22 protein-coding genes are annotated in these 26,424 nt (G+C 72.3%); 13 read left to right on the top strand and 9 right to left on the bottom strand.

The window, feature by feature from the left end; translation table 11 throughout:
• Positions 1-46: 46 nt before the first annotated feature.
• The 4 genes from KME79_RS31065 to KME79_RS31050 form a co-directional block, all read right to left on the bottom strand.
• Complete coding sequence (locus tag KME79_RS31065; RefSeq protein WP_219548148.1) at positions 47-1,195, bottom strand: amidohydrolase family protein; 1,149 nt, start codon at positions 1,193-1,195, stop codon at positions 47-49.
• An 87-nt stretch (positions 1,196-1,282) separates the two neighbouring features.
• Complete coding sequence (locus KME79_RS31060; protein ID WP_219548146.1) at positions 1,283-2,482, bottom strand: alpha/beta hydrolase family protein; 1,200 nt, start codon at positions 2,480-2,482, stop codon at positions 1,283-1,285.
• Between the two features lie 39 nt (positions 2,483-2,521).
• Positions 2,522-3,004 carry a flavin reductase family protein gene (locus KME79_RS31055; protein ID WP_219548144.1) on the bottom strand — a complete coding sequence of 161 codons (483 nt, stop codon included), beginning with the start codon at positions 3,002-3,004 and terminating at the stop codon, positions 2,522-2,524.
• Positions 3,001-4,152: an acyl-CoA dehydrogenase family protein gene (locus tag KME79_RS31050; RefSeq protein WP_219548142.1), complete on the bottom strand. Its 1,152-nt coding sequence runs from the start codon at positions 4,150-4,152 to the stop codon at positions 3,001-3,003. Before KME79_RS31050 ends, KME79_RS31055 begins: the two co-directional genes overlap by 4 nt.
• Positions 4,153-4,290: 138 nt before the next feature.
• Between KME79_RS31050 and KME79_RS31045 the strand changes: the two genes are divergently transcribed.
• From KME79_RS31045 to KME79_RS31025, 5 genes are all read left to right on the top strand, one after another.
• The gene (locus KME79_RS31045; RefSeq protein ID WP_219548140.1) at positions 4,291-5,184 is read left to right on the top strand and encodes an SDR family NAD(P)-dependent oxidoreductase; all 894 of its coding nucleotides are present in this window, start codon (positions 4,291-4,293) and stop codon (positions 5,182-5,184) included.
• Between the two features lies 1 nt (position 5,185).
• Positions 5,186-6,766, top strand: a complete 1,581-nt coding sequence (locus KME79_RS31040; protein WP_219548138.1) for a class I adenylate-forming enzyme family protein — start codon at positions 5,186-5,188, stop codon at positions 6,764-6,766.
• Positions 6,763-7,980 carry an acyl-CoA dehydrogenase family protein gene (locus KME79_RS31035; RefSeq protein WP_219548136.1) on the top strand — a complete coding sequence of 406 codons (1,218 nt, stop codon included), beginning with the start codon at positions 6,763-6,765 and terminating at the stop codon, positions 7,978-7,980. The genes KME79_RS31040 and KME79_RS31035 overlap by 4 nt, the downstream gene beginning before the upstream one ends.
• A 66-nt stretch (positions 7,981-8,046) precedes the next feature.
• Entirely contained in the window at positions 8,047-9,216 is a 1,170-nt protein-coding gene (locus KME79_RS31030; RefSeq protein WP_148030965.1) for an acetyl-CoA acetyltransferase, read from the top strand.
• Positions 9,213-9,641: a Zn-ribbon domain-containing OB-fold protein gene (locus tag KME79_RS31025; protein WP_148030966.1), complete on the top strand. Its 429-nt coding sequence runs from the start codon at positions 9,213-9,215 to the stop codon at positions 9,639-9,641. Before KME79_RS31030 ends, KME79_RS31025 begins: the two co-directional genes overlap by 4 nt.
• 66 nt (positions 9,642-9,707) lie before the next feature.
• Here KME79_RS31025 and KME79_RS31020 read toward each other — a convergent pair whose 3' ends face one another.
• Positions 9,708-10,853 (bottom strand): alpha/beta hydrolase family protein, encoded by a 1,146-nt coding sequence (locus KME79_RS31020; protein ID WP_219548134.1) that lies wholly within the window; start codon positions 10,851-10,853, stop codon positions 9,708-9,710.
• 142 nt (positions 10,854-10,995) lie between these two features.
• Complete coding sequence (locus KME79_RS31015) at positions 10,996-12,240, bottom strand: LLM class flavin-dependent oxidoreductase (RefSeq protein WP_219548132.1); 1,245 nt, start codon at positions 12,238-12,240, stop codon at positions 10,996-10,998.
• A gap of 167 nt (positions 12,241-12,407) precedes the next feature.
• On the opposite strand from KME79_RS31015, the gene KME79_RS31010 reads away from it, so the two are divergent.
• From KME79_RS31010 to KME79_RS30980, 7 genes are all read left to right on the top strand, one after another.
• Positions 12,408-13,424, top strand: coding sequence for a fumarylacetoacetate hydrolase family protein (locus KME79_RS31010; protein WP_219548130.1), 1,017 nt, complete (start codon positions 12,408-12,410; stop codon positions 13,422-13,424).
• Complete coding sequence (locus tag KME79_RS31005; protein ID WP_219548128.1) at positions 13,424-15,199, top strand: CocE/NonD family hydrolase; 1,776 nt, start codon at positions 13,424-13,426, stop codon at positions 15,197-15,199. Before KME79_RS31010 ends, KME79_RS31005 begins: the two co-directional genes overlap by 1 nt.
• A gap of 151 nt (positions 15,200-15,350) precedes the next feature.
• The gene (locus KME79_RS31000; RefSeq protein WP_219548126.1) at positions 15,351-16,499 is read left to right on the top strand and encodes an ABC transporter substrate-binding protein; all 1,149 of its coding nucleotides are present in this window, start codon (positions 15,351-15,353) and stop codon (positions 16,497-16,499) included.
• Complete coding sequence (locus tag KME79_RS30995) at positions 16,496-17,338, top strand: ABC transporter permease (RefSeq protein ID WP_219548124.1); 843 nt, start codon at positions 16,496-16,498, stop codon at positions 17,336-17,338. Before KME79_RS31000 ends, KME79_RS30995 begins: the two co-directional genes overlap by 4 nt.
• Positions 17,339-17,367: 29 nt before the next feature.
• Positions 17,368-17,979 carry a carboxymuconolactone decarboxylase family protein gene (locus KME79_RS30990; RefSeq protein ID WP_219548122.1) on the top strand — a complete coding sequence of 204 codons (612 nt, stop codon included), beginning with the start codon at positions 17,368-17,370 and terminating at the stop codon, positions 17,977-17,979.
• Positions 17,976-18,743: an enoyl-CoA hydratase/isomerase family protein gene (locus KME79_RS30985; protein WP_219548120.1), complete on the top strand. Its 768-nt coding sequence runs from the start codon at positions 17,976-17,978 to the stop codon at positions 18,741-18,743. Before KME79_RS30990 ends, KME79_RS30985 begins: the two co-directional genes overlap by 4 nt.
• A gap of 51 nt (positions 18,744-18,794) precedes the next feature.
• Positions 18,795-19,673 (top strand): ABC transporter ATP-binding protein, encoded by an 879-nt coding sequence (locus tag KME79_RS30980; RefSeq protein WP_219548118.1) that lies wholly within the window; start codon positions 18,795-18,797, stop codon positions 19,671-19,673.
• Positions 19,674-19,774: 101 nt separating this feature from the next.
• Here the strand turns inward: KME79_RS30980 and KME79_RS30975 are convergent, their stop codons facing one another.
• Together KME79_RS30975 and KME79_RS30970 are read right to left on the bottom strand one after the other, a co-directional pair.
• Positions 19,775-20,674, bottom strand: a complete 900-nt coding sequence (locus tag KME79_RS30975; protein ID WP_219548117.1) for an SDR family NAD(P)-dependent oxidoreductase — start codon at positions 20,672-20,674, stop codon at positions 19,775-19,777.
• A 171-nt stretch (positions 20,675-20,845) separates the two neighbouring features.
• Entirely contained in the window at positions 20,846-21,439 is a 594-nt protein-coding gene (locus tag KME79_RS30970) for a TetR/AcrR family transcriptional regulator (RefSeq protein ID WP_219548116.1), read from the bottom strand.
• An 89-nt stretch (positions 21,440-21,528) separates the two neighbouring features.
• Between KME79_RS30970 and KME79_RS30965 the strand changes: the two genes are divergently transcribed.
• Entirely contained in the window at positions 21,529-22,935 is a 1,407-nt protein-coding gene (locus KME79_RS30965) for an MFS transporter (protein ID WP_219548115.1), read from the top strand.
• 119 nt (positions 22,936-23,054) lie between these two features.
• On the opposite strand, the gene KME79_RS30960 is transcribed toward KME79_RS30965, so the two are convergent.
• Positions 23,055-26,288, bottom strand: a complete 3,234-nt coding sequence (locus tag KME79_RS30960; protein ID WP_219548114.1) for a helix-turn-helix transcriptional regulator — start codon at positions 26,286-26,288, stop codon at positions 23,055-23,057.
• Positions 26,289-26,424 lie beyond the last annotated feature (136 nt).

The raw sequence follows: 26,424 nt of genomic DNA, 5'->3' as shown, positions 1-26,424 counted from the left end.
ACGGTGCGGCGGCGGCCGGAGGGGGCCGCCGCCGCACCGTTCGCCGTCAGGAGCTGACGAGGCGGGGGATGTCGAGGCCGAACAGGTCGATCGCGTTGTCGTGGGTGATCGCGGACACGACGGCGTCGTCCACGTCCTGGAAGTCGTGGGCGACCTGCTCCTGGGCGAAGGGGAAGTTGCCCTCGGTGTGCGGGTAGTCGCCGGCCCACATCAGGCGCTTCTCGTCGAGCATGGGCAGGGTGAGGATGCCGGGGCGGTCGTCCTCGAAGGTGGCCCAGAAGTTGCGGTTGAAGTACTCGCTGGGCTTCATCGACAGCTCGGGCACGGTCCAGCGGTGGTGGTCGGTGAACATGTGGTCCATCGTGTTGAGCTGGAAGGCGATCCAGCCGATGCCGCCCTCCACGAGGATGAACCGCAGGTTCGGATGCCGCTCCGGCACGGCCCCGTAGACGAGCTGCATGAACACCCAGCCCAGGCTGATCTTGTTGCCGATGGCGGTGGTCCAGAACACGCCGGGCGTGGTCTTGTCGTTGAAGATGGCGACCTGACCGGCGGCCTGGTGGAACCCGACGGGCACCCCGATCTCCTCCAGCACCGCCCACAGCGGCTCCCAGTGGGCGTCGCCCCAGGCCATGCCGGGGACCGCCTGGGGGAGGAGGAAGGTCTTGGCGCCGCGCGCGGCCCAGCGCTTCGCCTCCTCGATCGCGGGCTCGACCGGGCCGTTGCCCACGGGCAGCGCGACGGCGCCGATCAGCCGGTCGGGGGCGTGCGAGCAGAACTCCTCGAGCAGCCAGTCGTTGTAGGCGCGGACGCAGGCGACCTTGAGGTCGAAGTCCGGGATGCTGTGCACGATCAGCCAGCCCGGATAGACGACCTCGGCCCGGACGCCCTGGCTGTCCTGGTCCTCCAGGCGCGCGACGGGGTCGTACGCGCCCGCCCGCTGGTCCTCGAAACGGTAGCCGGTGGGCTTGGTGATCACACCGTTGATCTTGGTGTTGATCATCGCGCCCTCGGTGCCGACCGGCTTCGGCGACATCCCCGTGTTCGGCACGATGAAGTAGTCGCCCTGCTCGGTGGACTGCACCTGCGGGGCCTGGTGCTGGAAGCGTTGCGGCAGCCTCTTGAGCCAGAGGTCCTTCGGCTCCACGACATGGGAGTCGACCGAGATCAGCGGACGGGGGTTACCGGTAGACATCGTGAGCTCTCTCCAGGTGGTGGGCGGTCGTCGGATCTGTTCCGGCTGGTGCGGGGCACGCTAGGCGGCGCACCGTTAAGCCGGTCGTTATCGGGAGGTGGCGGACGAGGTGGCGGACGCGCCGAGCCGGTCGGCCAGCCACCGGTTGATCTCGGGTACGGCGATCGACAGGTTGTCCATCTGGCAGTGCTGCGCGCCGCCCTCCTCGGCGGTGAAGATCCGCAGCGTCTTGTCCGGCGAGCCGCACGCCTCGAAGAGCAGGTGGGCGTCGGACACCGGCACCTGCTGGTCGTCCTCGCCGTGCACGAGCAGGAACGCGCCCTTCATCCGGGGCACCACGTCGGCCAGCCGGAAGCCCTCCAGGACCTGCAGCGCCTCCTGCGTGGAGCCGGTCCCGGTGGACCACACCAGGTGCTCGCCGGGCACCGGGAGCTGCTTGGCGAACGCGGCCTCGATGCGCTCGCTCCAGACCCGGTGGTAGTCCCAGATCGCGCCCCAGGCGGCGCACGCCTTGAACCGGGGGTCCATGCTCGCGCTGCGCGAGGAGTAGTAGCCGCCGAGGCTCAGCGCGAGCACGCCGATCCGCTCCGGGTCCACGTCGTCGCGGCCCTGCAGCCAGTCGGCGGCCGCGCTGCCGGCGACCTCGTAGTCGTGCCGCAGGGAGACGCCGCGGAAGCGCACGGCCTCACCGACGCCGGGGCTGTCCAGCGACAGCACCGAGACGCCGCGGGCGAGCAGGTCCTCGACGCCGAGGAACCAGTTGTGCTCCTTGTTGCCGTCGAAGCCGCTCATGAACAGCACGGCGGGCGTGCGCTCGCCGGGCGAGCGCGCGGCGGAGACGAAGATGCCGGGCAGCGCGGTGTCCTCGTACGGGACGTCCACGTACTCGACCCGGTACCGGTCGTCGAGCTCGGCGGACAGCCGGAAGCAGTCGACCATCGCGCGGTAGGCGTCGAGCGCCTCGTCGTCCTTGGGGAAGCGGAACCGCTCGGCGGCGAAGTAGTAGCTCGTCGCCCGCCGGTAGTGCCCCATCGCGGCGCGCCGGTCGCCGAGCTCCCGCGCCTCCTCGGCGAGCGCCCGGACCTGGTCGCCCATGGCGCGCCACTCGCGGAACCAGCGCTCGTCGTCCCCCACGTGCCCGGCGAGCCGGCGGCACACCCTGTCGACCTCGCCGACCTCGGCGCCGCCGCTCGGGATCACGGCGAGCACGAGCATGACGTTGTACGACCATCGGTAGTCCTCGGGAAACTGTGCGTGCCATTCAGCCTGGCGGATCGCGGCTACCACGTGTCCTCCTCTACATTCCGGGTCAAAGGTTGCGGGTCGTCAGAACAGCCGGTAGGCGCTGCGGTAGAACAGCAGCGGCGCGGCCTCGGTGTCGGCGTTGAGATCGAGCACGCGGCCGAGCACCACCGTGTGGTCGCCGGCCTCGTACGTCTCGACGATCTTGCATTCGATGTGCGCGTGCACGTCGCGCAGCACGGGCGCGCTGGTGATGCCGGGGGTGTGCGTCACGCCCGCGAACCGGTCGCCCTTGCGGGCGAACGCCCGGGCCAGCTCCTCCTGGCCGGCCGCGAGCACGTTCGCGCAGAAGTGCCCGGCGGCGCGGATCGCCGGCCACGTGGACGAGGTGTGCGCGGCGCAGAACAGCACCAGCGGCGGGTCCAGCGACACCGACACGAACGAGTTGACCGCCATGCCCACCGGCGGCCGGCCGGGCTGGGCGGCGGTGATCACGGCGACGCCGGTCGCGAAGCAGGCCATCACGCCACGCAGGTCGTCGCGGGCGATGCCCGGGAGCGTGCTCACAGTCCCACCCCGTCCGCGTACCGGGCCCGGTGCCGGTCGGGGTCGCCGAACAGCAGCGCCGACGACATCGCCCGCTTGACGTACAGGTGCGCCGGGTGCTCCCAGGTGAATCCGATGCCGCCGTGGACGTGCACGTTCTCCCCGGCGACCATCGTGTAGGCCTCTGAGCAGTACGCCTTGGCCAGGCTGGCGATCACGGGCAGCTCCGGCAGGTCCTCGCCGGCGGCGTACATCGCGTAGTGCGCCGCGGACCGAGCTGTTTCGACCGCCATGAGCATGTCGGCGCACTTGTGCTTGATCGCCTGGAACGACCCGATCAGCCGGCCGAACTGGCTGCGCACCTTCGCGTACTCGACCGCCATCTCCAGGCACCGCTGCGTCCCGCCGACCTGCTCGGCGGCGAGACCGGCCGCGGCCAGGTCGAGCACCCGCTCCAGCACCGGCCCCGCGCCGCCCTCGGGCCCGATCAGCCTGGCCGGGCTGCGGTCGAACTCCAGCACCGCCTGCCTGCGGGTCTGGTCCATGGTGGGCAGCGGCTTCCGGGTCACCCCGGCGGCCTCCCCGAAGACCGCGAACAGCGACAGACCGGCGTCGGTCCTGGCGAAGACCAGCAGCAGGTCGGCCACGTGCCCGTCCAGGACGAACGACTTGACGCCCGTCAGCCGCCAGATGCCGTCCTCCACGGCCGCGCGCGCCTCGACGTCCTCGCCCCACCACGACCCCGAGCGCTCGGCGAGCGCCACCGTGGCGATCGTCTCACCGGCCGCGATGCCCGGCAGGAAATCGTCCTTCGCCTGCTCGTCACCGGAGTGCAGCAGCGCGTTGGCGGCGAGCACCACGGTGGAGAAGAACGGGGCGCACATCACCGCCCGGCCCATCTCCTCCAGCACCACGCCGAGTTCGAGGAAGGTCGCCCCCGAGCCGCCGAAGCGCTCGGGCAGGGCTAGCCCCTGCAGGCCGAGCTGCTCGGCCATCTGCCGCCACACCAGCGGGTCGTAACCCCGCTCGTCCTCCATGAGGCGGCGTACCTGTGTCTCCGGTGAGACGCGCTCAACGAACGACCGCACGCTCTCCCGGAAGTCCTCGTGCTCCTCGGCGAGGCCGGTGAACGACGCGGTCGCGTCGGCTAGCTGTTGAAGTCCGCTCATGTCAGGGGACGGTAGGCCGCGGGCGTGCACCGGGCATGAGCGGCGGAAGCCGTAACGCCCGCAGTAACTCCTCGCGCGCAAGAGTGCGGCTGGTGCCGACGCCGGTGCGTGCCCCGCCCCGAGAAGGAGGAAATTGCCGTGGATCTCAGCTTCGACGGTCGTGTCGCCGTAATCACGGGAGCAGGTGGAGGGCTCGGCCGGGCCCACGCTCTCGAACTCGGGCGCCGCGGTGCGAAGGTGGTCGTCAACGACATGGGCACGTCCCTGTCCGGGGACGGGGTGGAGCAGGACCGCGCGGCGATCGTGGTCAAGGAGATCGAGGAGCTCGGCGGCATCGCGGTGGCCGACACGAACTCGGTCGCCACCGTGGCCGGCGGCCAGGCCGTGATCGACACGGCGCTGTCCGCGTTCGGCCGGGTCGACGTCATCGTGAACAACGCGGGCATCCTGCGCGACAAGACCTTCCACAACACCAGCCCTGACGACGTGGACCCGGTGCTCGACGTGCACCTGAAGGGCGCGTTCAACGTCACCCGCCCGGCCTGGGCGCACTTCAGGGAGCAGGGGTTCGGGCGGGTCGTGGTGACCTCGTCGTCGGCCGGGTTCTTCGGCAACTTCGGCCAGTCGTCGTACGCCGCGGCGAAGCTCGCCCTGGTCGGCCTGATCAAGGTGCTCGCGATCGAGGGCCGCAAGTACGACATCAAGGCGAACGCGATCGGCCCGGTGGCGCAGACCCGCATGACCGAGGGCTTCGACAACCCGCTCGCGGACCACCTGGACCCCGCGCTGGTCTCGGCGGTGGTCGCCTACCTGAGCCACGACTCCTGCGAGCCGTCCGGCGAGATCCTCAGCGCGGGAGGCGGGCGCGTGGCGCGCGTCTTCGTCGGCGTCACCCGCGGATACCTGAACGGCGACCTGACCGCCGAGGACGTCCGCGACCACCTGACCGAGATCTTCGACGACGCCGGCTACGTGGTGCCGGAGAACAGCATGGCCGAGATGACCCTGCTCGCCGAGATGCTGGGGAAGTGAGATGACCGCGCAGCGCCTCCGCCCGGCCTCCCTGACCGGCCGGCGCCTGTCGAGGACGCAGATCGGCGAGTGGATCGACATGGCGGCCAAGCGCTCGCCGCACCGGGACTGCTTCGTCACCCCGTCAGGCACGCGCACGTTCGCCGAGGTGCGCGACCGGGTGCACCGGCTCGCCTCCGGTCTGCAGGCGATGGGCCTGGCGCAGGGGGACCGGGTCGCCGTGCTCGACACCGACTCGCCGGAGTACGTGGAGACCTTCCTCGCCCTGTTCAAGCTCGGGGCGGTCGCGGTCCCGCTCAACTTCCGGCTGTCACCCGCGGAGATCACGACGCTGCTGCGCAGCTCCGAGGCGTCCTGGATCTTCGTCGGCGACCGGTACGCGCCGGACGTGCTGGCGGCCAGGGACGACCTGGAGCATCTCGACCACGTCGTGGGCTTCGGCGGGAGCGAGGGCACGACGCCCTTCGAGGAGGTGCTCCGGCGCGGGGCCGGAGGCTCGCCGCGGGAGGCGGTCGTCGACGACGAGGACATCGTCGCGCTCGCCTACACCAGCGGCACGACCGGCCTGCCCAAGGGCGTCATGCAGTCGCACCGCATGTGGAAGACGATGGTCTCCAACGCGGTCCTGGAGTACCGCTTCCTGCGGGACGAGTTCCGCTACTCGGCGTCCCCGCTCTACCACGTCGCCGGGCTCAGCCTCGTGCTCAACGCGATCTGCCGCAGCTCGGCGTCCCTGATCGTCCCCCAGTGGGATCCGGCGGAGCTGCTGCGGTGGTGCCGCGAAGGGCTCACCGACGTGTTCCTCGTCCCCACCATGATCAGCGCCCTGCTCCGGCAGCCGGGTGTGAGACCGGACGACTTCGCCACGCTGCGTTCCGTCTTCTACGGCGCCGCGCCGATGTCGCCCGGCCTGCTCACCCAGGCCATGTCGGTCATGAGGTGCGACTTCTACAACGGCTTCGGCGCCGGCACCGAGGCGGGCATGCAGACCGTGCTCACCCCCGAGGACCACGTGCGCGCTCTCGACGGCCACCCGCACCTGCTCGGGTCGGTCGGCCGCCCCGGCTTCAACATCGACCTGCAGATCTGGGACGCCGCCGGCAACGAGGTGCCGGTGGGCGAGGTCGGCGAGATCGTCACCCGCAGCGACATGGTGATGAGCGGCTACCACGGGCAGCCGGAGAAGACCGCCCAGGTCGTCTCCGGCGGCTGGTTCAAGGGCGGCGACCTCGGCTACCTCGACGAGGACGGCTATCTCTACCTCGCCGGCCGCAAGGACGACATGATCATCCGGGGTGGCGAGAACGTCTACCCGCTGGAGATCGAGACCACCCTGTTCGCCTACCCCGGTGTGGTGGAGTGCGCCGTGGTCGGCGTCCCCGACCCGCACTGGGGCGAGACCGTGCGGGCCCACGTCGTGCTCGCCGAGGGGACCGAGGCCACGCCGGAGGAGCTCCAGCGGTTCTGCCGCGAGCGCCTGGCCAAGTACAAGGTGCCCGACCACATCCGCGTCCACACCGAGACCCTGCCCAAGAACGCCAGCGGCAAGGTGCTCCACCGCCTGCTTCGGGAGCAATCGTGAACGACCAGCGCCGGAACCCGGACGAGACCGCGTTCCAGGACGCCGTCCGGGCCTTCCTCGACACCCACGCCAAGCCCTTGCCGGAATGGGAGGAGGGCTGGGGCAACGGTCCCGACGAGCTCAGCGCGGGCGCGGAACCGACCCGCGAGGAGGAGCTGAGCATGGTCGCGGCCGCGGTGGCCTTCCGCCGCGAGCTGTTCGACGCCGGCTTCGGCTGGCTCACCGGCCCCGTGGCGTACGGCGGGGCCGGCCGGGAGCAGCGCTACCAGGAGCTGTTCGACGAGGTCGCGGCCGACTACGAGCTGCCGTCCGAGGCCTGCTTCATCGTCGGCCACCACATCGTCGCGCCGACGCTGCTCGCCTGGGGCACGCCCGAGGTGAAGGAGAGGTACCTGCGGGCGCTGTACCGGGCGGACCTCCTCGCCTGCCAGCTCTTCTCCGAGCCCGAGGCCGGCTCCGACCTCGCCGGCGTGAAGAGCAGGGGAGTCCGCGACGGCGACGGCTGGCGGGTCTCCGGGCAGAAGGTGTGGACCTCCGGCGGCCACTACAGCGACATCGGCGAGATGCTCGTCCGCACCGACCCCGACGCGCCCAAGCACGCCGGGCTCACCATGCTGATGGTCGACATGCACGACCCGGGGGTCGAGGTCCGCCCGCTGCGCCAGCTCACCGGCGGCGAGGCGTTCAACGAGGTGTTCGTCGACGACGTCTTCGTGCCCGACAGCCACGTGCTCGGCAAGCCGGGCGACGGCTGGAAGGTGGCGATGACCACGCTCGGCAACGAGCGGGCGTCCATGGGCTACCGCGCCGCCTCGCCCGCCACCGACCCGGTCGAGCGGCTGCTCGGCCTCATCCAGCACTTCGGCCTCGACGGCGACCCGCACATCCGCCAGGAGTTCGCGCGGATCGCGATCCGGCGGGACGTGATCCGGTGGACCGCCGCCCGCGCCGCCGGCCGCGGCGAGCCGGGGGCCGAGGCCTCGATCATCAAGCTGATGGACTCGGAGAACGTCCGCGCCATCGGCGAGCTCGCCGGCCGCGTGCTCGGCCCGCGCATGACGGCCGACACCGGCGAGTGGGGCACCTACGTCTGGGCCGAGCTCGCGCTCAGCGCGCCGTCCCGGCGCATCGCCGGCGGCACCGACGAGATCATGCGCAACATCATGGCCGAGCGCATCCTGGGCCTGCCCCGCGAACCCCGCCCTTCGACCTGACACCGCGGGCGCGCCGCCCGCAGGCGGCGCGTCATCCCTTCGCGCATCCGAGGAGACAACACATCCATGGCTGACCGTACGCCAGTGATCGCCGGCATCGGCCTGAGCGATTACCCCAAGGCACCGCACCTCGACGCGGTCGGGCACCACGTGCTCGCCACCCAGCGGGCGCTCGCCGACAGCGGCCTGCGCAAGAGCGACATCGACGGGTTCATGTGCGCCCAGGGCGACTTCGCCCAGCCGGACAACGCCGGCACCATGGCGGAGATCCTGGGCATCAACCCCCGGTACTTCGACGGCACCGCCGTCGGCGGCTCCAGTTTCGAGCTGCACGTCCAGCACGCCAAGGCGGCGATCGAGGCCGGCCTGTGCGAGACCGTGCTCATCGTCTACGGCTCCGACCTGTACACCAAGTCGGGCACCAACCCCGGCTTCGGCGCCAAGAAGCCGGGCGAGCAGGTCGCGGGCGTGCTGCAGTACGAGGCGCCCTGGGGCAACACCCTGATCGGCGCGTACGCGATGGCCGCCCAGCGGCACATGCACGAGTACGGGACCACCTCCGAGCAGCTGGCCGCGATCGCCGTGGCCTGCCGCACGCACGCCGGGCTCAACCCCAACGCCCAGTACCGCAAGCCGTTGACGGTCGAGGACGTCGTCAACTCCCGCATGATCGCCGACCCGCTGCACCTGTTCGACTGCTGCGTCGTCTCCGACGGCGGCGGCGCGGTGATCGTCACCACCGCCGAGCGCGCCCGCGACCTGCGCCAGCCCCCGGTCCACATCCTCGGCGCGGCGTCGGCCCAGACCCACTGGAACATCAGCCAGATGCCCGACTACACCCGCACCGCGGCCGAGCGCAGCGGCAAGGAGGCGTTCGCGCAGGCCGGTCTCACCCCTGACGACGTCGACACCGTACAGCTCTACGACAGCTTCACCATCACCGCGCTGCTCATGCTGGAGGACCTGGGCTTCTGCAAGAAGGGCGAGGGCGGCCCGTTCGCCGCCTCCGGGGCGCTCCAGCTCGGCGGCAGCCTCCCGATGAACACCGACGGCGGCGCGCTCAGCTCCTGCCACCCCGGCATGCGCGGCATCTTCCTGCTCATCGAGGCCACCAGGCAGCTGCGCGGCCAGGCCGGCGACGCCCAGGTGGCGGGCGCCGAGGTGGCCCTCGCGTGCGGCTCGGGCGGCTGGCTGTCGGCGATGGGCACCGTGATTCTCGGAAAGGACAAGGCATGACGAACGTGACCACCCCGCCGACGGAGGGCCGGCCGGTCCCGCTGCTCGACGCGGCCGGCCGCCCGTACTGGGAGGCCACCCTCCGCGGCGAGCTGCTCGTCCAGGAATGCCCGGGCTGCGGCCACCGCCAGTTCTACCCTCGCCAGATCTGCGTCGAGTGCGGTGACACGCCCGGCTGGCTCACCACGGAGGGCCGGGGCACCGTGCACACCTTCTCGGTGGTGCGCCAGCAGGGGGCGTACCCGTTCAACCAGTGGACCCCGTACGCGGTCGCCGTCGTCGAGCTCGACGAGGGCCCCCGCATCATGGGCAACGTGATCGGCTGCGAGGTCGACGAGGTGCGCATCGGCATGCGGGTCGAGGTCGAGTTCGTCCCGCTGAACGAGGAGGCGTCGCTGCCGTTCTGGCGACCGGCGGCCACCTGAGCCGCTCCCCGGCAACGCGGAAGCCGGGAGGGGATTCCCCTCCCGGCTTCCGCGTGTCCGGGGCGCTCAGGCGAGCGCGGGCACCGGCGGCTCCGGCAGCACCGGCATGCGCAGGGAGAGCCACTCGGCGATCAGGTCGAGGGCGGGGGCGGGGTCGTCCGACTGGATGTGCTCGGCGCCCCCGCCGGCGGCGGCGAAGACGTGCAGCCGCTTGTCGGCGGAGCCCGCGGCCTCGAAGGCGCGGCGCGCGTCCGCGACCGGGATCTCCCTGTCGTTCTCGCCGTGCACGATCAGCAGCGGCTGGGTCACCCGAGGCCAGACGTCGGCCAGCGTCCACAGTTCCAGCCGCTCCAGGGCCTCCTCGATCGTGCCGGTGCCCGTCACCCAGGGCAGGAACCACGACGTCGGCTCGGCCTCGGCCTCGTCCCAGCGCCGCCGCCAGAGCGCGCCGCAGTCCCAGCTGCCCGCCCACGAGACGCAGGCCGAGACCCGCGGCTCGAACGCCGCCGAGCGGGCCGCGTAGTAGCCGCCGAAGCTGACGCCGAGCACGGCGACGTGCCGCGCGTCCACGTCGTGGCGGGCCTGGAGGTGGTCGATGATGGCCGCCGTCGGGACCTCGTAGTCGGGGCGGGACGGCACGCCGCGCAGCCGGATCAGCTCCCCGGTGCCGGGGGTGTCGATGACCAGGCAGGTGATGCCGCGGCGGGCGAACGCGGCGCCCACGGTGGCGTAGAGCATCTCCTTGGTCAGGTCGAGCCCGCCGTACACGATGACCACCGGCCGCGGGTCGGCGGCGTCCGGCGCGATCAGGTAGCCGGGCAGCGTGCCGTCGGGGGAGTCGACGTGGACGCGCACCAGCGGCAGGGCCCCGCAGTCCATGGCGTTCCCGAAGGCCTGCAGGGACGCGGCGTAGCTCTCCGACTTCGTCGGCCCCGGCGGGATCTGCCGCTGGGCGGTCGCGTGGTACACCGACGCGCGCAGATACCGCCGGCCGGCCGCCGCCAGGTATCCGGCGCGGACGTCGCCCGCGGCGAGCGCCTCCTGCTGGTGCGCCATGCCCGCCCAGGCGGCCGCCCAGGCGTCCAGGCCCGCCTCCGGCGTGTCCCGGAGCGGGCCGAGCCAGCGCCCGATGTCGGCGAGCGAGCCGCCGGCCATCAGGGCCAGGTTCACGCTCGACGACCGGACGTGGTCGCCCGGGAAGAACTCGAACACGGCGACTCCTCATGGAACGGTGTGACAACGCGCGGCCGGGGCCGTGCGGTTCTCTCTGGTCAGTACAGTACAAGCGGTTGCATTACGGATGGCGTTACCCGGCGCGCCCGCCGCTGCCGCGCGGCGGGACGCGCCGGGCGGGTCAGGTGGTGGCCCACTGCGCCCGGGGACGCTCCTGCGGGCCGGACAGGCCGCCGATCTCCGGGTAGACCTTGGTGGCCATCAGCTCCATCTCGCGGATCAGGTCGTCGGTCGGCTGCTGCGCCCAGTGCCAGATCAGCACGGAGTACTCGTAGGGGACCTGCTCCCACTCGGCGGCGAACTGCGCCTTCGCCTGGTCGACGGTGCCGCCGAGGAACAGGCCGGAGTCCTTGATGGCCTGCACGACGTCGCCGTTCACCGGCATCTTCTTCTTGAAGAACTTCGCGTAGAAGTTCTCGAACATGTCCGCGTCGTAGTCGCGCAGGGCCTGGTCGTACGCCGCCGCGGAGTCGGTGACGTGCGGCCAGCGCACGGGCGCCTGGTTCGCGCCGAGCGGCACCGGGTGGCCAGCCTTGGCGGCCTCGTCGACGTAGATCTTCGCGAACTCCTCGGTCTTCGACGCGGGGGAGAAGCTGGTGACGACGAAGCCGTTGCGCGCGCAGTACCGGATCGACTCCTCCGAGCTCGACGACGCCACGAACACCGGCGGGTGCGGCCGCTGGTACGGCGGCGGCGTGACCGAGATCTTCCGGATGACGCCGTTCTCGTCGACCTCGTCCACCGCGCCCATCAGCGACGCGGTGTCGGTGGCCGGATAGGTGGTGATGCCGGTCTCGTACGGGAACGGGACCTGGTACTTGGCGCCGTTGAAGTCGAAGGAGTCCTCGGTCCAGGCCTTGAGCATCAGCTCGACCTGCTCCTCGAAGATGACGCGGTTCTCCTTGTCGGCGGAGCCGCCGTCGGAGAGCGTCGCCGGGGTGCCCAGGTGCTGGCCCAGCACGTCGGTCCAGCGGGACTGGTAGCCGCGGCTGACCCCGGCCCAGAAACGGCCTTCGAGCATGTGGTCGAGCATCGCGCACTCCTCGGCGACGCGGATCGCGTCATGGGTGCCGAGCACGTAGCCGTTGGTGCCGACGTTGATCCGGCTCGTGTGCGCCGCGAGCCACGCGTTCACCACGCCGGGCGACGGGGCCACCTCGTAGCCCTCGGAGTGGAAATGATGCTCGATCCCGGCGATGCCCCAGTAACCCAGGTCCTCGGCGGCCTTGGCGATCCTCGCCCAGTCCCGCATCACCTTCTGGAACTCGTCCCGATCCCGCCCGAGCGGGCGCCGGGCGGCACGCCCCGCGGCACCGCCTTCGGCCGGAATGACCGGATAGAGCTGCACGATCGCCTTGACACTCAAAATCTCGCTCCTCAGCAGCTGGCTGACAGAATCCTTCGCCGTCATCCAACGGGCGCGCAGTTACCGGGCCGTTCCGCGCCGCCGTTAATGAGGGAGTAACGGCCTCGGAAATAGAACCTGCCGCACGACAAACCCGGCAGCCGGCCACGATCTACGGAGGGTTCTAGATGAGGATTTGCCGCTTCACGCCGCACGGCTGGCCGGACGCGGAGGTGCGCGCGGGGGCCGCGGTGGGAGCGCTCGACGCGCCGGTCATCGTCGACCTCGCCGCGCTGCTGGCCTCGGAGATCGTCGCCGACGGCGGCGAGCCCGGCCGCGCCGCGGAACTCGCCCGCGCCACCTTCCCGGGGAGCACGGTCGCCCTGCTCGGCTCCGGCGGACGCGCCCAGCGGGAGGCGGAGCGGCTCCTCGGCGCGCTCGGCGACCCAGAGGCGGCGCGGCGGGAGACCGGCCCGCTCGGCCCGCACGCCCACGCGCGCGAGGCGGTGCGCCTGCTCGCCCCCGTCGACCGCCCGCCGGCGCTGCGCGACTTCTTCGCCTTCGAGGACCACATGGTCAACGCCCTGCGCAACCTGGGCAGGGAGGTCCCGCCGGCGTGGTACGAGGCGCCCTCCCACTACGTGACCCGCAGCGCGTCGGTGTTCGGCCCTGACGAGGTCGGACAGTGGCCGGCGTACACCGAGAAGCTCGACTACGAGCTGGAGTTCGCGATCGTCATCGGCAGGAGCGGCCGGGACATCCCGCCCGAGCGGGCCTGGGACCACATCGCCGGGCTCACCATCTTCAACGATCTGTCCTGCCGCGACGTCCAGCGCCGCGAGATGGGCACCGCGGTCGGCCCGGCCAAGACCAAGGGCTTCGACCGCGGCTGCGCCACCGGGCCGTACCTCGTCACCGCCGACGAGATCCCCCGCCCCTTCGCGGCCGGCATGCGGGCCTTCGTCAACGGCGAGCTGTGGTCGGAGGGCTCCGCCGGGTCGATCCACTGGTCCATCGAGCAGATCGTGGCGCACGCCTCGGCGGGGGAGACGCTGCTGCCCGGCGACATGCTCGGCTCCGGGACGGTCGGCACCGGCGCCGGGATCGAGATCGACCGCTGGATCAAGCCGGGCGACGTCATCCGGCTGGAGATCGACGGGCTCGGCGCGCTGGAGACCCGCGTGGAGCGCGCGGGGGAATCCTGATGCGCCCGGCCATCCTGCGCGAGCGGGACGTGCCGATCCCGCTCCCCGACGGCGTCGTGCTCCGGGCCGACGTGTACCGCGACCCGGCGGCGGGACCGCGGCCGGTGCTCCTCCAGTACACCGCCTACGACAAGGCGAACTGGGCCTCCGTCTACGGCGTGATCAACCCCGAGCGGGCGGTCGACCACGGCTTCGTGGTCGTCGTGGTGGACGCCCGCGGCCGGTTCCGCTCCGGCGGCGACGAGCCGTTCCGCCCGTTCGCCGGCTCCGGCGAGGACGCCGCCGCGTGCGTCGGCTGGGCCGCCGCGCAACCGTGGTCGAGCGGCCAGGTCGGCATGTACGGGGCGTCGAACAACGGCGTCCCGCAGTGGCAGGCGCTGCGCCGCCGGCCGCCCGCGCTGCGCACGATCGTGCCGCACTTCACCGCGTCCGAGTACGACAGCGGCTGGGTCTGGCGCGGCGGCGCGTTCCAGCTCGGCTTCAACCTGTGGTGGAGCCTGGCGAACCTCGCCCCCGACCAGCTCCGCCGCGCGACAGCCCGCGACGGCGCCGCCGCGCACCAGGACACGGCGCGGGCGCTCGCCGGCGCCCTGCGCGACCCGGACGCCGCCTTCGGGAGGCTGCCGCTGACGGACGCGCCCGCCCTGGACGGCATCGCCCCGCACTACCGCGAATGGCTCGCCCACCCGCCCGGCGACCCGTACTGGCACGCGCTCAGCGCCCGTGACGCGCTCGCCGCGACCGACCTGCCCGTGCTGCACGTCGCCGGCTGGTACAACGTCCACCTCGACGGCAACCTGGCCGCGTACGAGACGATCAAGGCCGCGGGCGGCCCGGCGGCCGAGCGGCAGCGCCTGATCATCGGCCCGTGGACGCAGTGGTCGCCCGCCCTGTTCGGCGACGCCTGCGGCCCCGAGCGGCGCTTCCCCGCCGCGATCGACATGGAAGGACTGCAGCTCGCCTGGTTCGCCCAGCATCTGTCCGGCGCCGGCGGTCCCGAGCTGCCGCCGGTGCGCGTGTTCGTGATGGGCGTGGACGAGTGGCGTGACGAGCAGGAGTGGCCGCTCGCCCGCGCCCGCGCCACCCCCTGGTACCTGCACAGCGGGGGAGCCGCCAACTCCCGCCACGGCGACGGCCGCCTGTCCCGCACACCTCCCGAGGGGCCGCAGCCGCCCGACACGTTCCGGTACGACCCGCGCGACCCCGTGCCCACCCGCGGCGGCGCGACCTACCTGCCCAACCCGGCGGCGAACTCCGGCCCGATGGACCAGAGCGCGATCGAGGACCGCGACGACGTCCTCGTCTACAGCAGCGACCCGCTGACCGGCCCGGTCGAGGTGATCGGCCCCGTCCACGCCGTGCTGCACCTGGTCACCGACGCTCCCGCCACGGACGTGACGGCGAAGCTCGTCGACGTCCACCCCGACGGCCGGGCGTTCCTGCTCTGCGACGGCATCCGGCGGGTGACCGCGGCGGAGGTCGCCGCCGCCGGGTCCGGGCCGGTCCGCGTCGAAGTCGACCTGATCGCCACCGGCAACGTCTTCCTGCCGGGCCACCGCATCCGGCTGGAGGTCTCCAGCAGCTCGTTCCCCAAGTACGACCGCCACGCCGGCACCGAGGACGGCACCGCCACCGCGCCCGAGGACCTGCGCCCCGCGCGGCAGACCGTCGTCCACGACGACCGCCACCCGTCGGCGCTCGTCCTCCCTCTCGTCCCCGCCGAGGACCCGGCCGAGGAGCCGGCCGAGGAACCCGCCGAGGAACCCGCCCCGTGACCTGTCGCGGCGGCCCGGTAACGGAGTCGCCGCAGGCCACCCCGCCGTGGCCGCCCCGATCGTCCGCCTCCGCCCGCGCGCCGGTAACGATGCCGATAACGGCGTTCGGGTGAGGTCGAGCAACGCACGCGAATCCCGCCTAGGAGTTTCGATGCCCCCCACCCGTGCCACCCGTGCCACCCGTGCCGCCCGTGCCGCCCGTGCCCTTCGGATCCTCGCCGCGACAGCCCTGTTGGTGACAGCCGGAGCGTGCGGCGCCGGCGAACCCCCCGCCGCCACGCCCGAGCCGAGCACGGCGGGCGCCGCCGGGCCCGAGGTGGACAAGGTGACCTTCAGCGGCGTCACCGCCAACGCCGGCAACTGGGCCATCCAGGTCGGCGTCGAGTTCGGCATCTTCAGGGAGCACGGCCTGGACGTGTCGATGATCTACTCGCAGTCCAGCCCGAACGCGCTCGCCGCCATGATCGGCGGCTCGGTGCAGTTCACCTCCACCGTGTACGACGCCGTCGTCCTCGCCCACCAGAAGGACCCGCGCGTCATCGCCGTCGCCGAGGGCTACCGGTCGTACCCCGAGTATCTGGTCGTGCCCAAGGAGGTCCGGTCCTTCGAGGACCTCAGGGGCGCGACGTGCGGCGCGCAGAACCCGGAGGGGATCGGCGACGCCCTCTACCTGTCGAAGATGATGGAGCACGGCGGCAAGCTGAAGGCCGGCGCCGACTTCAAGCTCACGAACGTCAACCTCAACGCCGGCCCCGCCCTCGCCGCCCTGCAGTCCGGCCAGATCAAGTGCATCGCGGTGCTGCCGCCCACGTCCACGCTGCTGGAACGGCAGGGCTACAAGATCCTGTACGACCTGCAGCAGGTGCCCGAATACCAGGACCTGTCCTTCTTCGGCATCATCGCCCTGAAGAACTGGGTCGCCGAGCACCCCAACGCCACGCGCGCCTTCCTCAAGGGCTACCTCGCCTCCATCGCCTTCCTCTACGACCCGGCGAACAAGGACCGGGTGATCGCCCTGCTGGCCAAGAACGCGCAGGTCGAGCCGGACGTCGCCGAAGCCTCCTACACCTGGGTGACCTCCGGGGCGTACCCGCGCGACGGCGTCATCGCCGACGAGGTGATCCCCCGGACGATCTCCTTGATGAAGTCCGGCGGCTCCCTGGACGCCTCCGTGCCGTCCGACATCGCGGGACTGATCGAGAACTCCCACGTCAAGGCCGCCTTCGACGAACTGCCCGACTCGGTCAAGAACGGTCCGGGCCCCAAGGGCCTGCTTCCCGAGGGCCAGACGGCGGCATGAGCGGCGTGACCTCCCGCGAGCGGCGGGCGCGGCACACCACTATGCCCCCCGCGCCGGGGCCGCGCCGGCGGAGGGGCTCCGGCCGCCGATGGCGCGGCTACCGGGCCGTCGTCAGCTTCGCCGGCTTCCTCGTGGTCTGGCATGTCGCGGCCGAGTATCTCGTCGCCAACCCGCTCTTCCTGGCCGGGCCGATCAGCACCGTCCAGGCGGTCGGCACGATGTGGGCGGACGGGACGCTCCAGCAGGACCTGCTCGTCAGCGCGGACGAGTTCCTCAAGGGGTTCGGCGCCGGGCTCGTGGCCGGGGTGCTGCTCGGGCTGCTCCTCGGCACCAGCCGCCGCGCCAAGGACTACATAGACCCGCTCATCAACGGGCTGTACGCGACTCCGCTCGTCGCGCTCGCGCCGCTGTTCATCCTCTGGTTCGGCATCGGCGAGACCAAGACCGTGCTCCTGGTGTTCATGCTCGTCGTCCTGCCCATCGCGATCAACACCGACGCCGGCATCCGGGCGACGGACCCGCAGCACCTGGAGGCGGCCCGGTCGTTCGGCGCGAGCCGCCTGCAGCTGTTCACCATGGTCCGGTTCCCGACCTCCGTCTCGTTCCTGGTCGCCGGCATCCGCATGGGCATCGGGCGCGGGCTCATCGGCGTCGTCGTCGGCGAGCTCTTCGGCTCCCAGAGCGGCCTCGGCTACCGGATCCTCGTGTCCTCTCAGTACTTCCAGACCGACGTGCTGCTCGCCGGGGTGCTCATCTTCTCCGTCACCGGCGTGCTGCTCGTCAAGATCTTCGAATGGTTGGAACGGCGGGTCGCCCCCTGGCAGTCAGGCCAGGGATGACCCGCACCCACGACAGGGAGACCACGGCTATGCCGACCGACGAACCCCAGGGCCTGATCCCGATGCTCCCCGTCGAGGAGGCGGCGCGGATCGCCGTCGAGGCGGGCATGCGCGAGGAGATGTCGCGCATCTTCTTCTACCGGCTGCTGCTGAACTCGCCGCAGTCCGCCCGCGTCGAGAACGAGATCAACGACCGCATCCTCTGGGAAGGGAGACTGACCCGCAGGCCCGAGGCGACCCGGCTGCGCGAGCTCGCGATCATGCGCGTGGCCTGGGTGACCGGCTCCACGTACCTGTGGGCGCACCACTACGCGCCGACCGTCGACGTCGACCTGCCGGGCAAGCGGCCCGCCGACGTGCTCGGCGTGCGCGAGGGCGCGGCGTACGAAGGATTCGGGCCCGCAGAACGCGCCGTGATGCGCGCGGTCGACGAGATGGCCCGCGACGACCGGGTCTCCGAGAAGACCCTGGGCGACCTGAAGGAGGTGCTCGCGAACGACGGCGAGGTGGTCGAGATCTGCTACGTCATCGCGATCTGGCGGGCGCTGACCATGCTGATGGACACCTTCCAGGTGCCGCTGGAACCCGGCTACCAGCCGTGGGCGCCCGACGGCCGGCGGCCCGGGGAGGAGGGGCGGTGAGCAGGTTCGAGGAGTACCGGGACCGCTTCGGCGACGTGCGGATGGCGCGGGAGGACGGCATCCTCCAGGTGACCCTGCACACCGGCGGCGGATCGCTGAAGTGGTCGGAGCGGGCGCACCGCGAACTGCCCGAGGCGTTCCGGCAGATCGCCACCGACCCGGACAACCGCGTCGTCATCCTCACCGGCAGCGGCCCCGACTTCCTCACCGAGATGGCCTTCGAGAAGCGCAACACCACCCCGCAGGGCTGGGACCGGGTGGCGCACGAGGGGCGGCACATGCTCTTCGACCTGCTCGACATCGAGGTGCCCATCATCGCCGCGGTGAACGGCCCGGCCACCGAGCACGCCGAGCTCGCCCTCCTCTCCGACATCGTCCTCGCCTCGGAGACCGCCGTCTTCGCCGACCACCAGCACGTCGTCGCCGGGGTGGTGCCCGGCGACGGCGTCCACATCGTCTGGCCGTGGCTCCTGGGCATGAACAGGGCCCGGCACTTCCTGCTCACCGGGCGCACCATCGGCGCCCGCGAAGCCCTGGAACTCGGCCTGGTGGCGGAGGTGCTGCCACCGGACCGGCTGCTCGACCGGGCCTGGGAGCTCGCCCGCGAGCTCGCCGCCAACACCACGCTCATGCTCCGCTACACCCGCGCGTGCCTCACCATGCTGATCCGCCGCGAGCTGCAGTTCGGTCTCGCCCACGGACTCGCCCTGGAATCCCTCGCCGCCGTCGACGCCCGCTCTTTCTCCCAGGATGCCCGCGACTGACATCGGCCGTGCCCGGCCGCTCCGGGAGCCGAGATCGAGAGAGGAAGCCGTATGCTCCGGCCCTTCCGCCGCCGCCCCGCCGGCGGCCAGAACCCCATCGACGCTCCCCTCCCGCCGGGGACGTCGCCGCTGCTGGAGATCGACGGGCTGTCGGTCGGCTACGAGGTCGGCGGCGCCTTCACCACGGTCCTCGACGGTGTCAGCCTCACCGTCGAGGACGGGGAGTTCGTCTGCGTCGTCGGCGCGAGCGGCTGCGGCAAGACCACGCTGCTCAAGACCATCGACGGGCTGATCGCGCCGTCGGCCGGTGAGGTGCGCGTGTCCGGGCGTACGGCGCATCCCCGCCACGGCGACATGGCGGTGGTGTTCCAGCAGGACTCCCTCTACCCGTGGCGGACCGTGCTCGCGAACGTCCGCTTCGGCCTGGACGTCCGCGGCCGTCGCTCGGCGGAGACGGACGCGCGGAGCAGGGAGTGCATCGAGCTCGTCGGGCTGCGCGGGTTCGAGAACCACTACCCGCACCAGCTCTCCGGCGGCATGCGCCAGCGGGTCAACCTGGCCCGCGCCCTCGCGGTGGACCCGACCCTGCTGCTGATGGACGAGCCCTTCGCCGCCCTCGACGCGCAGACCCGCGAGGTGATGCAGACCGAGCTGCTCGACATCTGGACGAAGCAGCGCAAGACCGTGGTGTTCATCACGCACCAGCTCGACGAGGCCGTACTGCTCGCCGACCGGGTGATCGTGATGGCCGCCCACCCGGGGCGCATCCGTGAGGAGATCCGCATCGACATCCCCCGCCCCCGCGATCTGCACACCAAACGCGGCGAGAGGTTCACCGCGTATGTCGACCACATCTGGAACCTCATCGAGGAAGAAGTCCGGCGCTCCCTCATCCCCGGCACGGCCCAGGAGACGCGGACCGGTGCCTGAGCACGTACGTCCGTCCCGGCCCCTCCGTGCCGGCGGGCCTGGTGCGGCGGGCTCGGTTCCGCCGCACCCCCGCCGACCCTGGCGGCCGGCCCGCCGGTGCGCTACCCGGTGGCTTCGCCGGTGAACAGGGCGCTGATCGGAGCGGGCTCGTGACGTGTGGCGTCCCCGTCGAAGAGCTCCGCCAGGAAGCGCTTGCTCGTCTCCGGCGACCACTCCTCCGGCTGCCGGGCCGCGCGCACCGGCGACCAGGTGCGCATCCGCCGCACGGTGTCCCCGGCGACGACGAAGACCTGCCCGGTGACGTCCTCACCGGACGGGCCGGCGAGCCAGGCGACCAGGGCCGCGACGCGGTCGGGCGGCAGGGCGCCGCCGGGCAGCGTGCCGAACGCGGCCTCGCTCATCGGGGTGCGTGCCCTGGGGGCGATCGCGTTGACGCGGACCCCGTAGCGGGAGAGCTCGGCGGCGAGGGTCAAGGTCAGCGTGGCGAGACCGGCCTTGGCCGCCGCGTAGTTGCTCTGCCCGGCGTTGCCGTAGAGCCCCGACTCGCTGCTCGTGTTGATGATCCGCCGTCCCGCGCGCCGCGGCTGCCCGCGCCAGTGCCGGGCCAGGGCACGGCACAGCCGGAAGGGCGCGGTCAGGTTCACCGCGAGCACCGCGTCCCAGTCGGCGTCGTCCAGGTTGAAGACCATCCGGTCACGGACGATGCCGGCGTTGTTGACCAGAACCGAGACCGGCCGCCCGGAACCCTCCGCGGCGGCCAGGACGTCCTCGGCCGCTCCCCGCTCGGTGAGGTCCCCCTGCCAGGAGAGGGCGATGCCGCCCTCGTCGCGGATCTCCTCCACCAGCGGCCCGGTGTCCGCCAGGTCCGCGCACAGCACCGCCGCACCGCGCCGCGCGAGCAGCCGCGCCTCGGCGGCGCCGATGCCCTGCGCGGCCCCGGTGACGACGCACGCGTGTCCCGTCAGATCGAACTCGTCGTACGGGCCGGGTGAAATCATCATGCCGTTCTCCATGCGCTGTTCATCGAATCCAGCCTTTGTCTCCGATTATAGGAGCATTTGAGGCGATAAATGCAATGATATAGGTCACGAATAGAACGGACGAGATTCTCGTGAATGACGGGGATCCGGCCTTCGACCTGCTGTTTTCTTTCTTTATTTTCCTGGTCGCATTTATCTCTTGACGGCCTGGCCGGTCAGCACCGACTCCACGGATTTCGTCACCACTTCCGCGGCGTCGTGAGGGGCGAGGCGTCCCGCCCGTATCTCGGTCGCCGCCCCGTGCAGAATGTACTGGACGACGCTGACCAGCCATGTGGTGGGCAGGTCGGCGCGGAAGACGCCCTGGTCCTGGCCGCGGCTGACGAGCTCGGTCATGCGCCGGACCGGTCTCTCGTGCAGTTCCCTGATCCGTCCCGCGGGGAGGACCTCCTCGGCCGCGGCGAGCAGGGCCGCGGACTCGGCCACGATCTGCCAGCTCGACGCCAGCAGGCGGGTCATGGCCTCGCGGGCGTTCCCCGTCAGGTCGACGGCCGACAGGGTCTCGTCACCGGCCTTCAGCGCGTCCACGAGCGCCGCTTCGACGAGTTCGGCGCGGGTGCCGAAGTGTCCGTAGAGGGTCATCCGCCCCACGCCCGCCGCCTTCGCGATGTCGTCCGTCTTCGCGTTGGGGTCGGAGCTCAGCAGGGCGCGGGCCGCGGACACGATGCGGGCGATGCTGCGCTCGGCATCGGCGCGGCGCTTGGGGCGTATGGACGGCTCAGCCATGTCGGCACTCTAACGCGTACGCGCACATACGAGTTATAGTCAGGGCAAAGCTCGTACATGGAAGTACGACTTCTTGCCATGGAGACCTCATGAACCAACAGATCGCCCAGCCGGGCGCACACCCGGCGCGCTGGCGCGTTCTCGGCCTTCTCGGCGTGGCGCAGCTCATGCTGATCCTCGACGTCACCGTCGTCGCCATCGCCCTGCCCCACATCGAGACCGACCTCGGGCTCACCCGCGAGGCGCTGACCTGGACCGTCAGCGCCTACACGCTCACCTTCGGCGGACTCATGCTGCTCGGCGGGCGGATCTCGGACCTGGTGGGCGCCAAGCGCGTCATGCTCACCGGGCTCCTTCTCTTCACCGCGGCGTCGCTGGTCACCGGACTGGCGGAATCCGCGGCCATGCTCGTGGGCGGCCGCATCGCCCAGGGGGTCGGCGCGGCCCTGTTGTCACCCTCGGCGCTGTCCCTGGTGGTGGCCCTGTTCGACGGCGAGGAGCGGAACAAGGCCCTGGGCGTCTGGTCCGCGCTCGGCGGAGGCGGAGCCGCACTCGGCGTCCTGGTCGGCGGCCTCCTCACGGCGGGCCCCGGATGGTCGTGGGTCTTCTACGTCAACGTGCCCATCGGGCTGGTGATCGCCGTGGTGCTCGCCGCCCTCGTGCCGCGGCTGCCGACCTGGGGAACCGAACGGTCACGGCTGGACGTCCTCGGCGCGATCCTGGTGACGGCCTCCACCGCGTCGCTGATCTACGCTCTCATCGCCGCCGGCGAGCGGGGCTGGCTCACGTCGTTCACCGGCTGGCTCGTCCTGGCCGCCGCGGTGGGTTACGTCCTGTTCGTCGTGTGGCAGCGGCGGGCGCGGTCGCCCCTGATGGACGTCCGGTTGCTCGCGCGGCGGCCCGTGGCGGCGGGCGCGTTCCTCATCCTGATGGCGACGGCCCTGATGATCGCCGTGTTCTTCCTGGGCACCTTCTACTTCCAGCAGGCTCAGGGATACGGCGCGCTGCACACGGGCCTGTTGTTCCTCCCCGTGGCGGTGGCCACGATGCTCGGGGCCAACCTGACCGGCCGCGTGATCGGCCGCTGGGGCGGACGCGCGCCGGCCGTCGCCGGACTGGCGGTCGCGGCTCTCGGCCTGGCCGCACCGGCCGTGTCGATGCATCCCGCCGTCGTCGTGGTCGGCGTCTCCGTCGCCGCCGCGGGCACCGGCGCGCTGTTCGTCGTCGCCTCGGCGACCGCGCTCGGCCAGGTGGCGCCCCATGAGGCCGGGATCGCCTCCGGCATCGTGAGCACCTTCCACGAGTTCGGCGCCTCACTCGGCGCCGCGGTCGTCTCCAGCGTCGCCGCCGCGAGCCTGGCGGGAACCACGCTGAGCGGCTTCGCCGGCGGGTTCACCGTGGCCGCCGTCGCGGCGGGCGCCGGCGTCGTCGTCGCCGCCCTGGTGACGCCCGGCCGGTCGAGACAAGGGAATCCCATCCCCTCCACGCCGAACTAGGCCCCGTGATGACGCGGATCAGGCCGGGAGGACCGCTCGGCGCGCACCCGGCCTGCGCCGCGAGGGCGCCGGTGCGTACCCGGCTTGCGCGGCGAGGGCGCCGGCGTGTTCGACGCCTGTCAGGGCGTGTCGAGGCCGAGAGCGGTGCCGAGGTCGCGGCGGGAGGTGATGCCGAGCTTGCGGAAGACGTTGTACAGGTGGTTGCCGACCGTGCGGGGGCTGAGGAAGAGCTGGGCGGCGATGTCGCGGTTGCGGACGCCGCGCGAGGCGAGCCTGGCGATCTGGCGCTCCTGGGCGGTGAGCAGGTTCCGGGGGACGTGCCCGGCCGCGCGGCCGTGACGCGGGTCGCCGGTGGCGCGCAGTTCGGCGGCGGCGCGGCGGGCCCAAGGACGGGCCCCGAGCTGGTCGAAACGTTCGCTGGAGGCTTCCAGCAACTCGCGCGCCGCGCGCTTGCGGCGGGTGCGGCGCAGCCACTGGCCGTAGACGAGCTCGGTCCTGGCCTGTTCGTACGGTTGCGGGTCGCGTTGATGAGCGCGCAGGGCGGCTTCGAAGCAGGCCTGGCGGTCGTCGTCCGGGGAGCCCGGAGGCATGAGGAGCGCCCGGCAGCGGTGGGCGAGCGCTTCGGGGGTGGGCCGGCCGGTCTGGGCGGCCCAGGCGTCGAAGCGGTGGAACGTCGCGCGGGCCCTCTCCGGCTGGGCGCAGCGCACCGCGGCCTCGACCTGGTCGGGGGCCGAGAGGTAGGCGGCGATGAGCGAGCTGCCCGACCAGCCGCCGGTCAGCCGGTCCAGGGCCGAGGCGTAGCGGCCGGAGGTGAGGTCGTTCAGGCCGCGGGCCCAGTTCGCCACGGCGGCGCTCACCGCGTCGTCGTGCGCGGCCGGGTCCTCCGCGTACGCGCCGTGCCGCCCCGCGTCACCGCCGGAGACGGCGGCCAGCCAGGAGAGCAGGCGGGCGAGGTGGGCGGCCGTGTGGCGCTGGCCGCCGGCGTGGGCCAGGCGGAGCGCTTCCACGGCGGTGGCCTCCGCCTGGCGATGGTGGCCGAGGAAGGTCTGCGCCCTGGCCCGTACGAGGAGCGCGCCCGGCAGCGAGCCGATCCTTCCGGTGGTACGGCAGGCCGTGACGAGGGCGTCGGCCAGCTCGTAGGACGCGCGATGGTCTGCGGTGGCCAAGCCGGCGGAGGCGAGCAGGAGAGCGCGAGGGTCGTCGGGCAGCGGGGCGCGGCGGGCCTGATCGATCAGCTCCGTGATCCGGGGCATGCCCGTGACCGACACGCCGCGGATGAGATCCGTGAGCGCGGTCATGGCGCCCGCCAGGGGAGTGGTGCCGGGAGAGAGTCCGTCCAGCCTGCGCGCGATCTCGCCGGCCAGGTCGGTGTCACCCGCGTGCCAAGCGGCCCGTACGGCCTCCGCCAGCATCAGCGAGGCCGTCGCGGGCGCGCACCTCGCGGCGCCCGCCACCAGGATGCGGCTCGCCAGCCCGGGAAACCCCTGCTCGAACGCCACCGCCGCCCGCAACCGCGCCACCGCCCCCCTCTCCGTCACCCCGTCGCGCTCACCCCCTCCCGTACGCCCCCGACACGCCACACCCCCGCCGAGCGACGCATGCGCAGCGCTCAGGCGTTCGGGGATGCGCTCGGCGCTCGTGCCTGCGCTGCTCGGGCCTTCGGGGACTCCGTCAACGTTCGCGTCCGCGCTGCTCAGGCGTCCAGGGATGCCGCCAACAGCCGTGTCTACGGTGTTCGGACGTTCCGGGATGTCGTCAACGGTCGTGCCTGCGGTGTTCGGGCGTTCTGGGATGGCGTCGATGGTCGTGGCCGTGGTGCTCGGGCGTTCTGGGATGTCGTCTGCGGGTGCGTACGGAGTGGGCTGCTGGTTGGGGTGGTGGGAGTCGAAGGGCTGGTCGGGGCGGAGGTAGTGGGCGCGGTCGGCGAGGCGGGCCGCCTGGGTGAGGTGGCCGGCGTCGAAGGCGGCGCGGGCGGCGGCGGCGAGGCGGGCGGAGGCGGCCTCGCGGGCGGGGCTCAGCTCGGCGGCCCGTTCGTAGGCCGCCGCGGCTGTCGCGTGGGCGCGGCGCTCCGCGGCACGCCGGGCCGTTGTCTCCAGCGCCCGCGCCGTCTTCTCGTCCGGCCCGGTCGAGGCGGCGGCGCGGTGCCAGGCGCGGCGATCGGCGTGTGCGGTGCCTCGCAGGGCTCCCGCGAGGGCCCGGTGCGCCGCCATCCGATCCGCCGCCGAAGCCCGCTGATAGGCCGCCATCCGGATGAGGGGATGGCGGAAGACGATCGACGTGCCCGACACCCGTACGAGAGAAGCCTCCACCGCCGGGCCGAGGTCCCCGGACGCCGAGCCGAACGCGGCGGCGGCGGCCGTCAGGGCCACCCGCAACAGGCCCGTGTCGTCCGCGGCGGCCACCAGGAGCAGCGCCCGCGTGGGCACCGGCAGGCGCCCGATCCGCGCGCGGAAGACCCGCTCCGCCCGGCTCCCGCCGTTCATCGCCCCACTGCCCGAAACGAGTCCTGCCTCCAGGGCCCCGCTGACCGCCGGCGGGGCGGCGGGTCCCCATCCGGCCTCGGGAGATCTGCTGACTGCCGGCGGCGCGGCAGGTCCCCATCCGGCCTCCGGAGATCCGCTGATCGCCAGGGGGAGGGCGGTCAGGGCGCCGTCCTGCTGGTCGGGCGTGAGCGCCGACGAGAGCTGGACGAAGGCGAGCGGGTTGCCGCCGGACTCGGTGAGCAGGCGGTCCAGGACGGAGGGCACCGGCCGGCGTCCGGTCACGGACTCCGCGAGAGCGGCGGCGGCGGGCCCGTCGAGCCCGCGCAGGCGCAGCTCCGGGAGGATGTCCAGAGCGGAATCGTCCTCGGAGGCGAAGATCAGGACGATGCCCTCGGCGCCCAGCCGTCGCGCGGCGAACAGCAGGGCGTCGGCCGACGGCCGGTCGAGCCACTGCACGTCATCCACCACGCACAGCAGCGGCGTCTCCCGCGCCGACTCCGCCAGCATGGTGAGCACCGCCATCCCGGCCAGGAACCGGCCCTGGCCGGGCCCGCCCGCCGGCCCGGCCGTCAGGCCGAACGCGGCGCCCAGCGCCGCCGCCTGAGGTCCCGGCAGGCGGCCGATCAGGGGCAGGCACGGCCGGAGCAGGAGGTGCAGCGCCGCGAAGGGCAGCCCGGCTTCGGACTCGGTGCCCGCGCAGCGCAGCACCCGCAACCCCGTCACGGCGGCCGAGGCGGCCGCGTGGTCGAGCAGAGCGGTCTTGCCGATGCCCACCTCGCCGCGGACGACCAGCGCGGCGCTCGCGCCGGCCCTGGCACCGGTCAGCAGACGGTCGACGGCTGACAGCTCGACGGCACGACCATGCAGCACACGCGCAACATACCAACGGGGACGTCATTGATCTAGTAGCCCAGATCTGTAAAGAAGCCCGAGGTCAGCGGATATCCGGCTGAGTCGTCGTACTCAATGACCGACCCCGGTCGCGGCGCCAGATTGAGTCATGCCG

The sequence above is a fragment of the Nonomuraea harbinensis genome (assembly GCF_019396385.1).
In the GTDB taxonomy this organism is placed as follows: Bacteria; Actinomycetota; Actinomycetes; order Streptosporangiales; family Streptosporangiaceae; genus Nonomuraea; species Nonomuraea ferruginea.
The sequence above is the reverse complement of the archived record's forward strand: the minus strand, read 5'-3'. Positions and strand labels throughout refer to the sequence as shown.

Bases quoted from the DNA above. Each gene is read 5' to 3' on its own strand.
- KME79_RS31065 (WP_219548148.1), bottom strand. From the start codon at position 1,195: ATGTCTACCGGTAACCCCCGTCCGCTGATCTCGGTCGACTCCCATGTC.
- KME79_RS31050 (WP_219548142.1), bottom strand. From the start codon at position 4,152: ATGAGCGGACTTCAACAGCTAGCCGACGCGACCGCGTCGTTCACCGGC.
- KME79_RS31040 (WP_219548138.1), top strand. From the start codon at position 5,186: ATGACCGCGCAGCGCCTCCGCCCGGCCTCCCTGACCGGCCGGCGCCTG.
- KME79_RS31030 (WP_148030965.1), top strand. From the start codon at position 8,047: ATGGCTGACCGTACGCCAGTGATCGCCGGCATCGGCCTGAGCGATTAC.
- KME79_RS31025 (WP_148030966.1), top strand. From the start codon at position 9,213: ATGACGAACGTGACCACCCCGCCGACGGAGGGCCGGCCGGTCCCGCTG.
- KME79_RS31010 (WP_219548130.1), top strand. From the start codon at position 12,408: ATGAGGATTTGCCGCTTCACGCCGCACGGCTGGCCGGACGCGGAGGTG.
- KME79_RS31005 (WP_219548128.1), top strand. From the start codon at position 13,424: ATGCGCCCGGCCATCCTGCGCGAGCGGGACGTGCCGATCCCGCTCCCC.
- KME79_RS31000 (WP_219548126.1), top strand. From the start codon at position 15,351: ATGCCCCCCACCCGTGCCACCCGTGCCACCCGTGCCGCCCGTGCCGCC.
- KME79_RS30995 (WP_219548124.1), top strand. From the start codon at position 16,496: ATGAGCGGCGTGACCTCCCGCGAGCGGCGGGCGCGGCACACCACTATG.
- KME79_RS30990 (WP_219548122.1), top strand. From the start codon at position 17,368: ATGCCGACCGACGAACCCCAGGGCCTGATCCCGATGCTCCCCGTCGAG.
- KME79_RS30980 (WP_219548118.1), top strand. From the start codon at position 18,795: ATGCTCCGGCCCTTCCGCCGCCGCCCCGCCGGCGGCCAGAACCCCATC.
- KME79_RS30975 (WP_219548117.1), bottom strand. From the start codon at position 20,674: ATGATGATTTCACCCGGCCCGTACGACGAGTTCGATCTGACGGGACAC.
- KME79_RS30970 (WP_219548116.1), bottom strand. From the start codon at position 21,439: ATGGCTGAGCCGTCCATACGCCCCAAGCGCCGCGCCGATGCCGAGCGC.
- KME79_RS30965 (WP_219548115.1), top strand. From the start codon at position 21,529: ATGAACCAACAGATCGCCCAGCCGGGCGCACACCCGGCGCGCTGGCGC.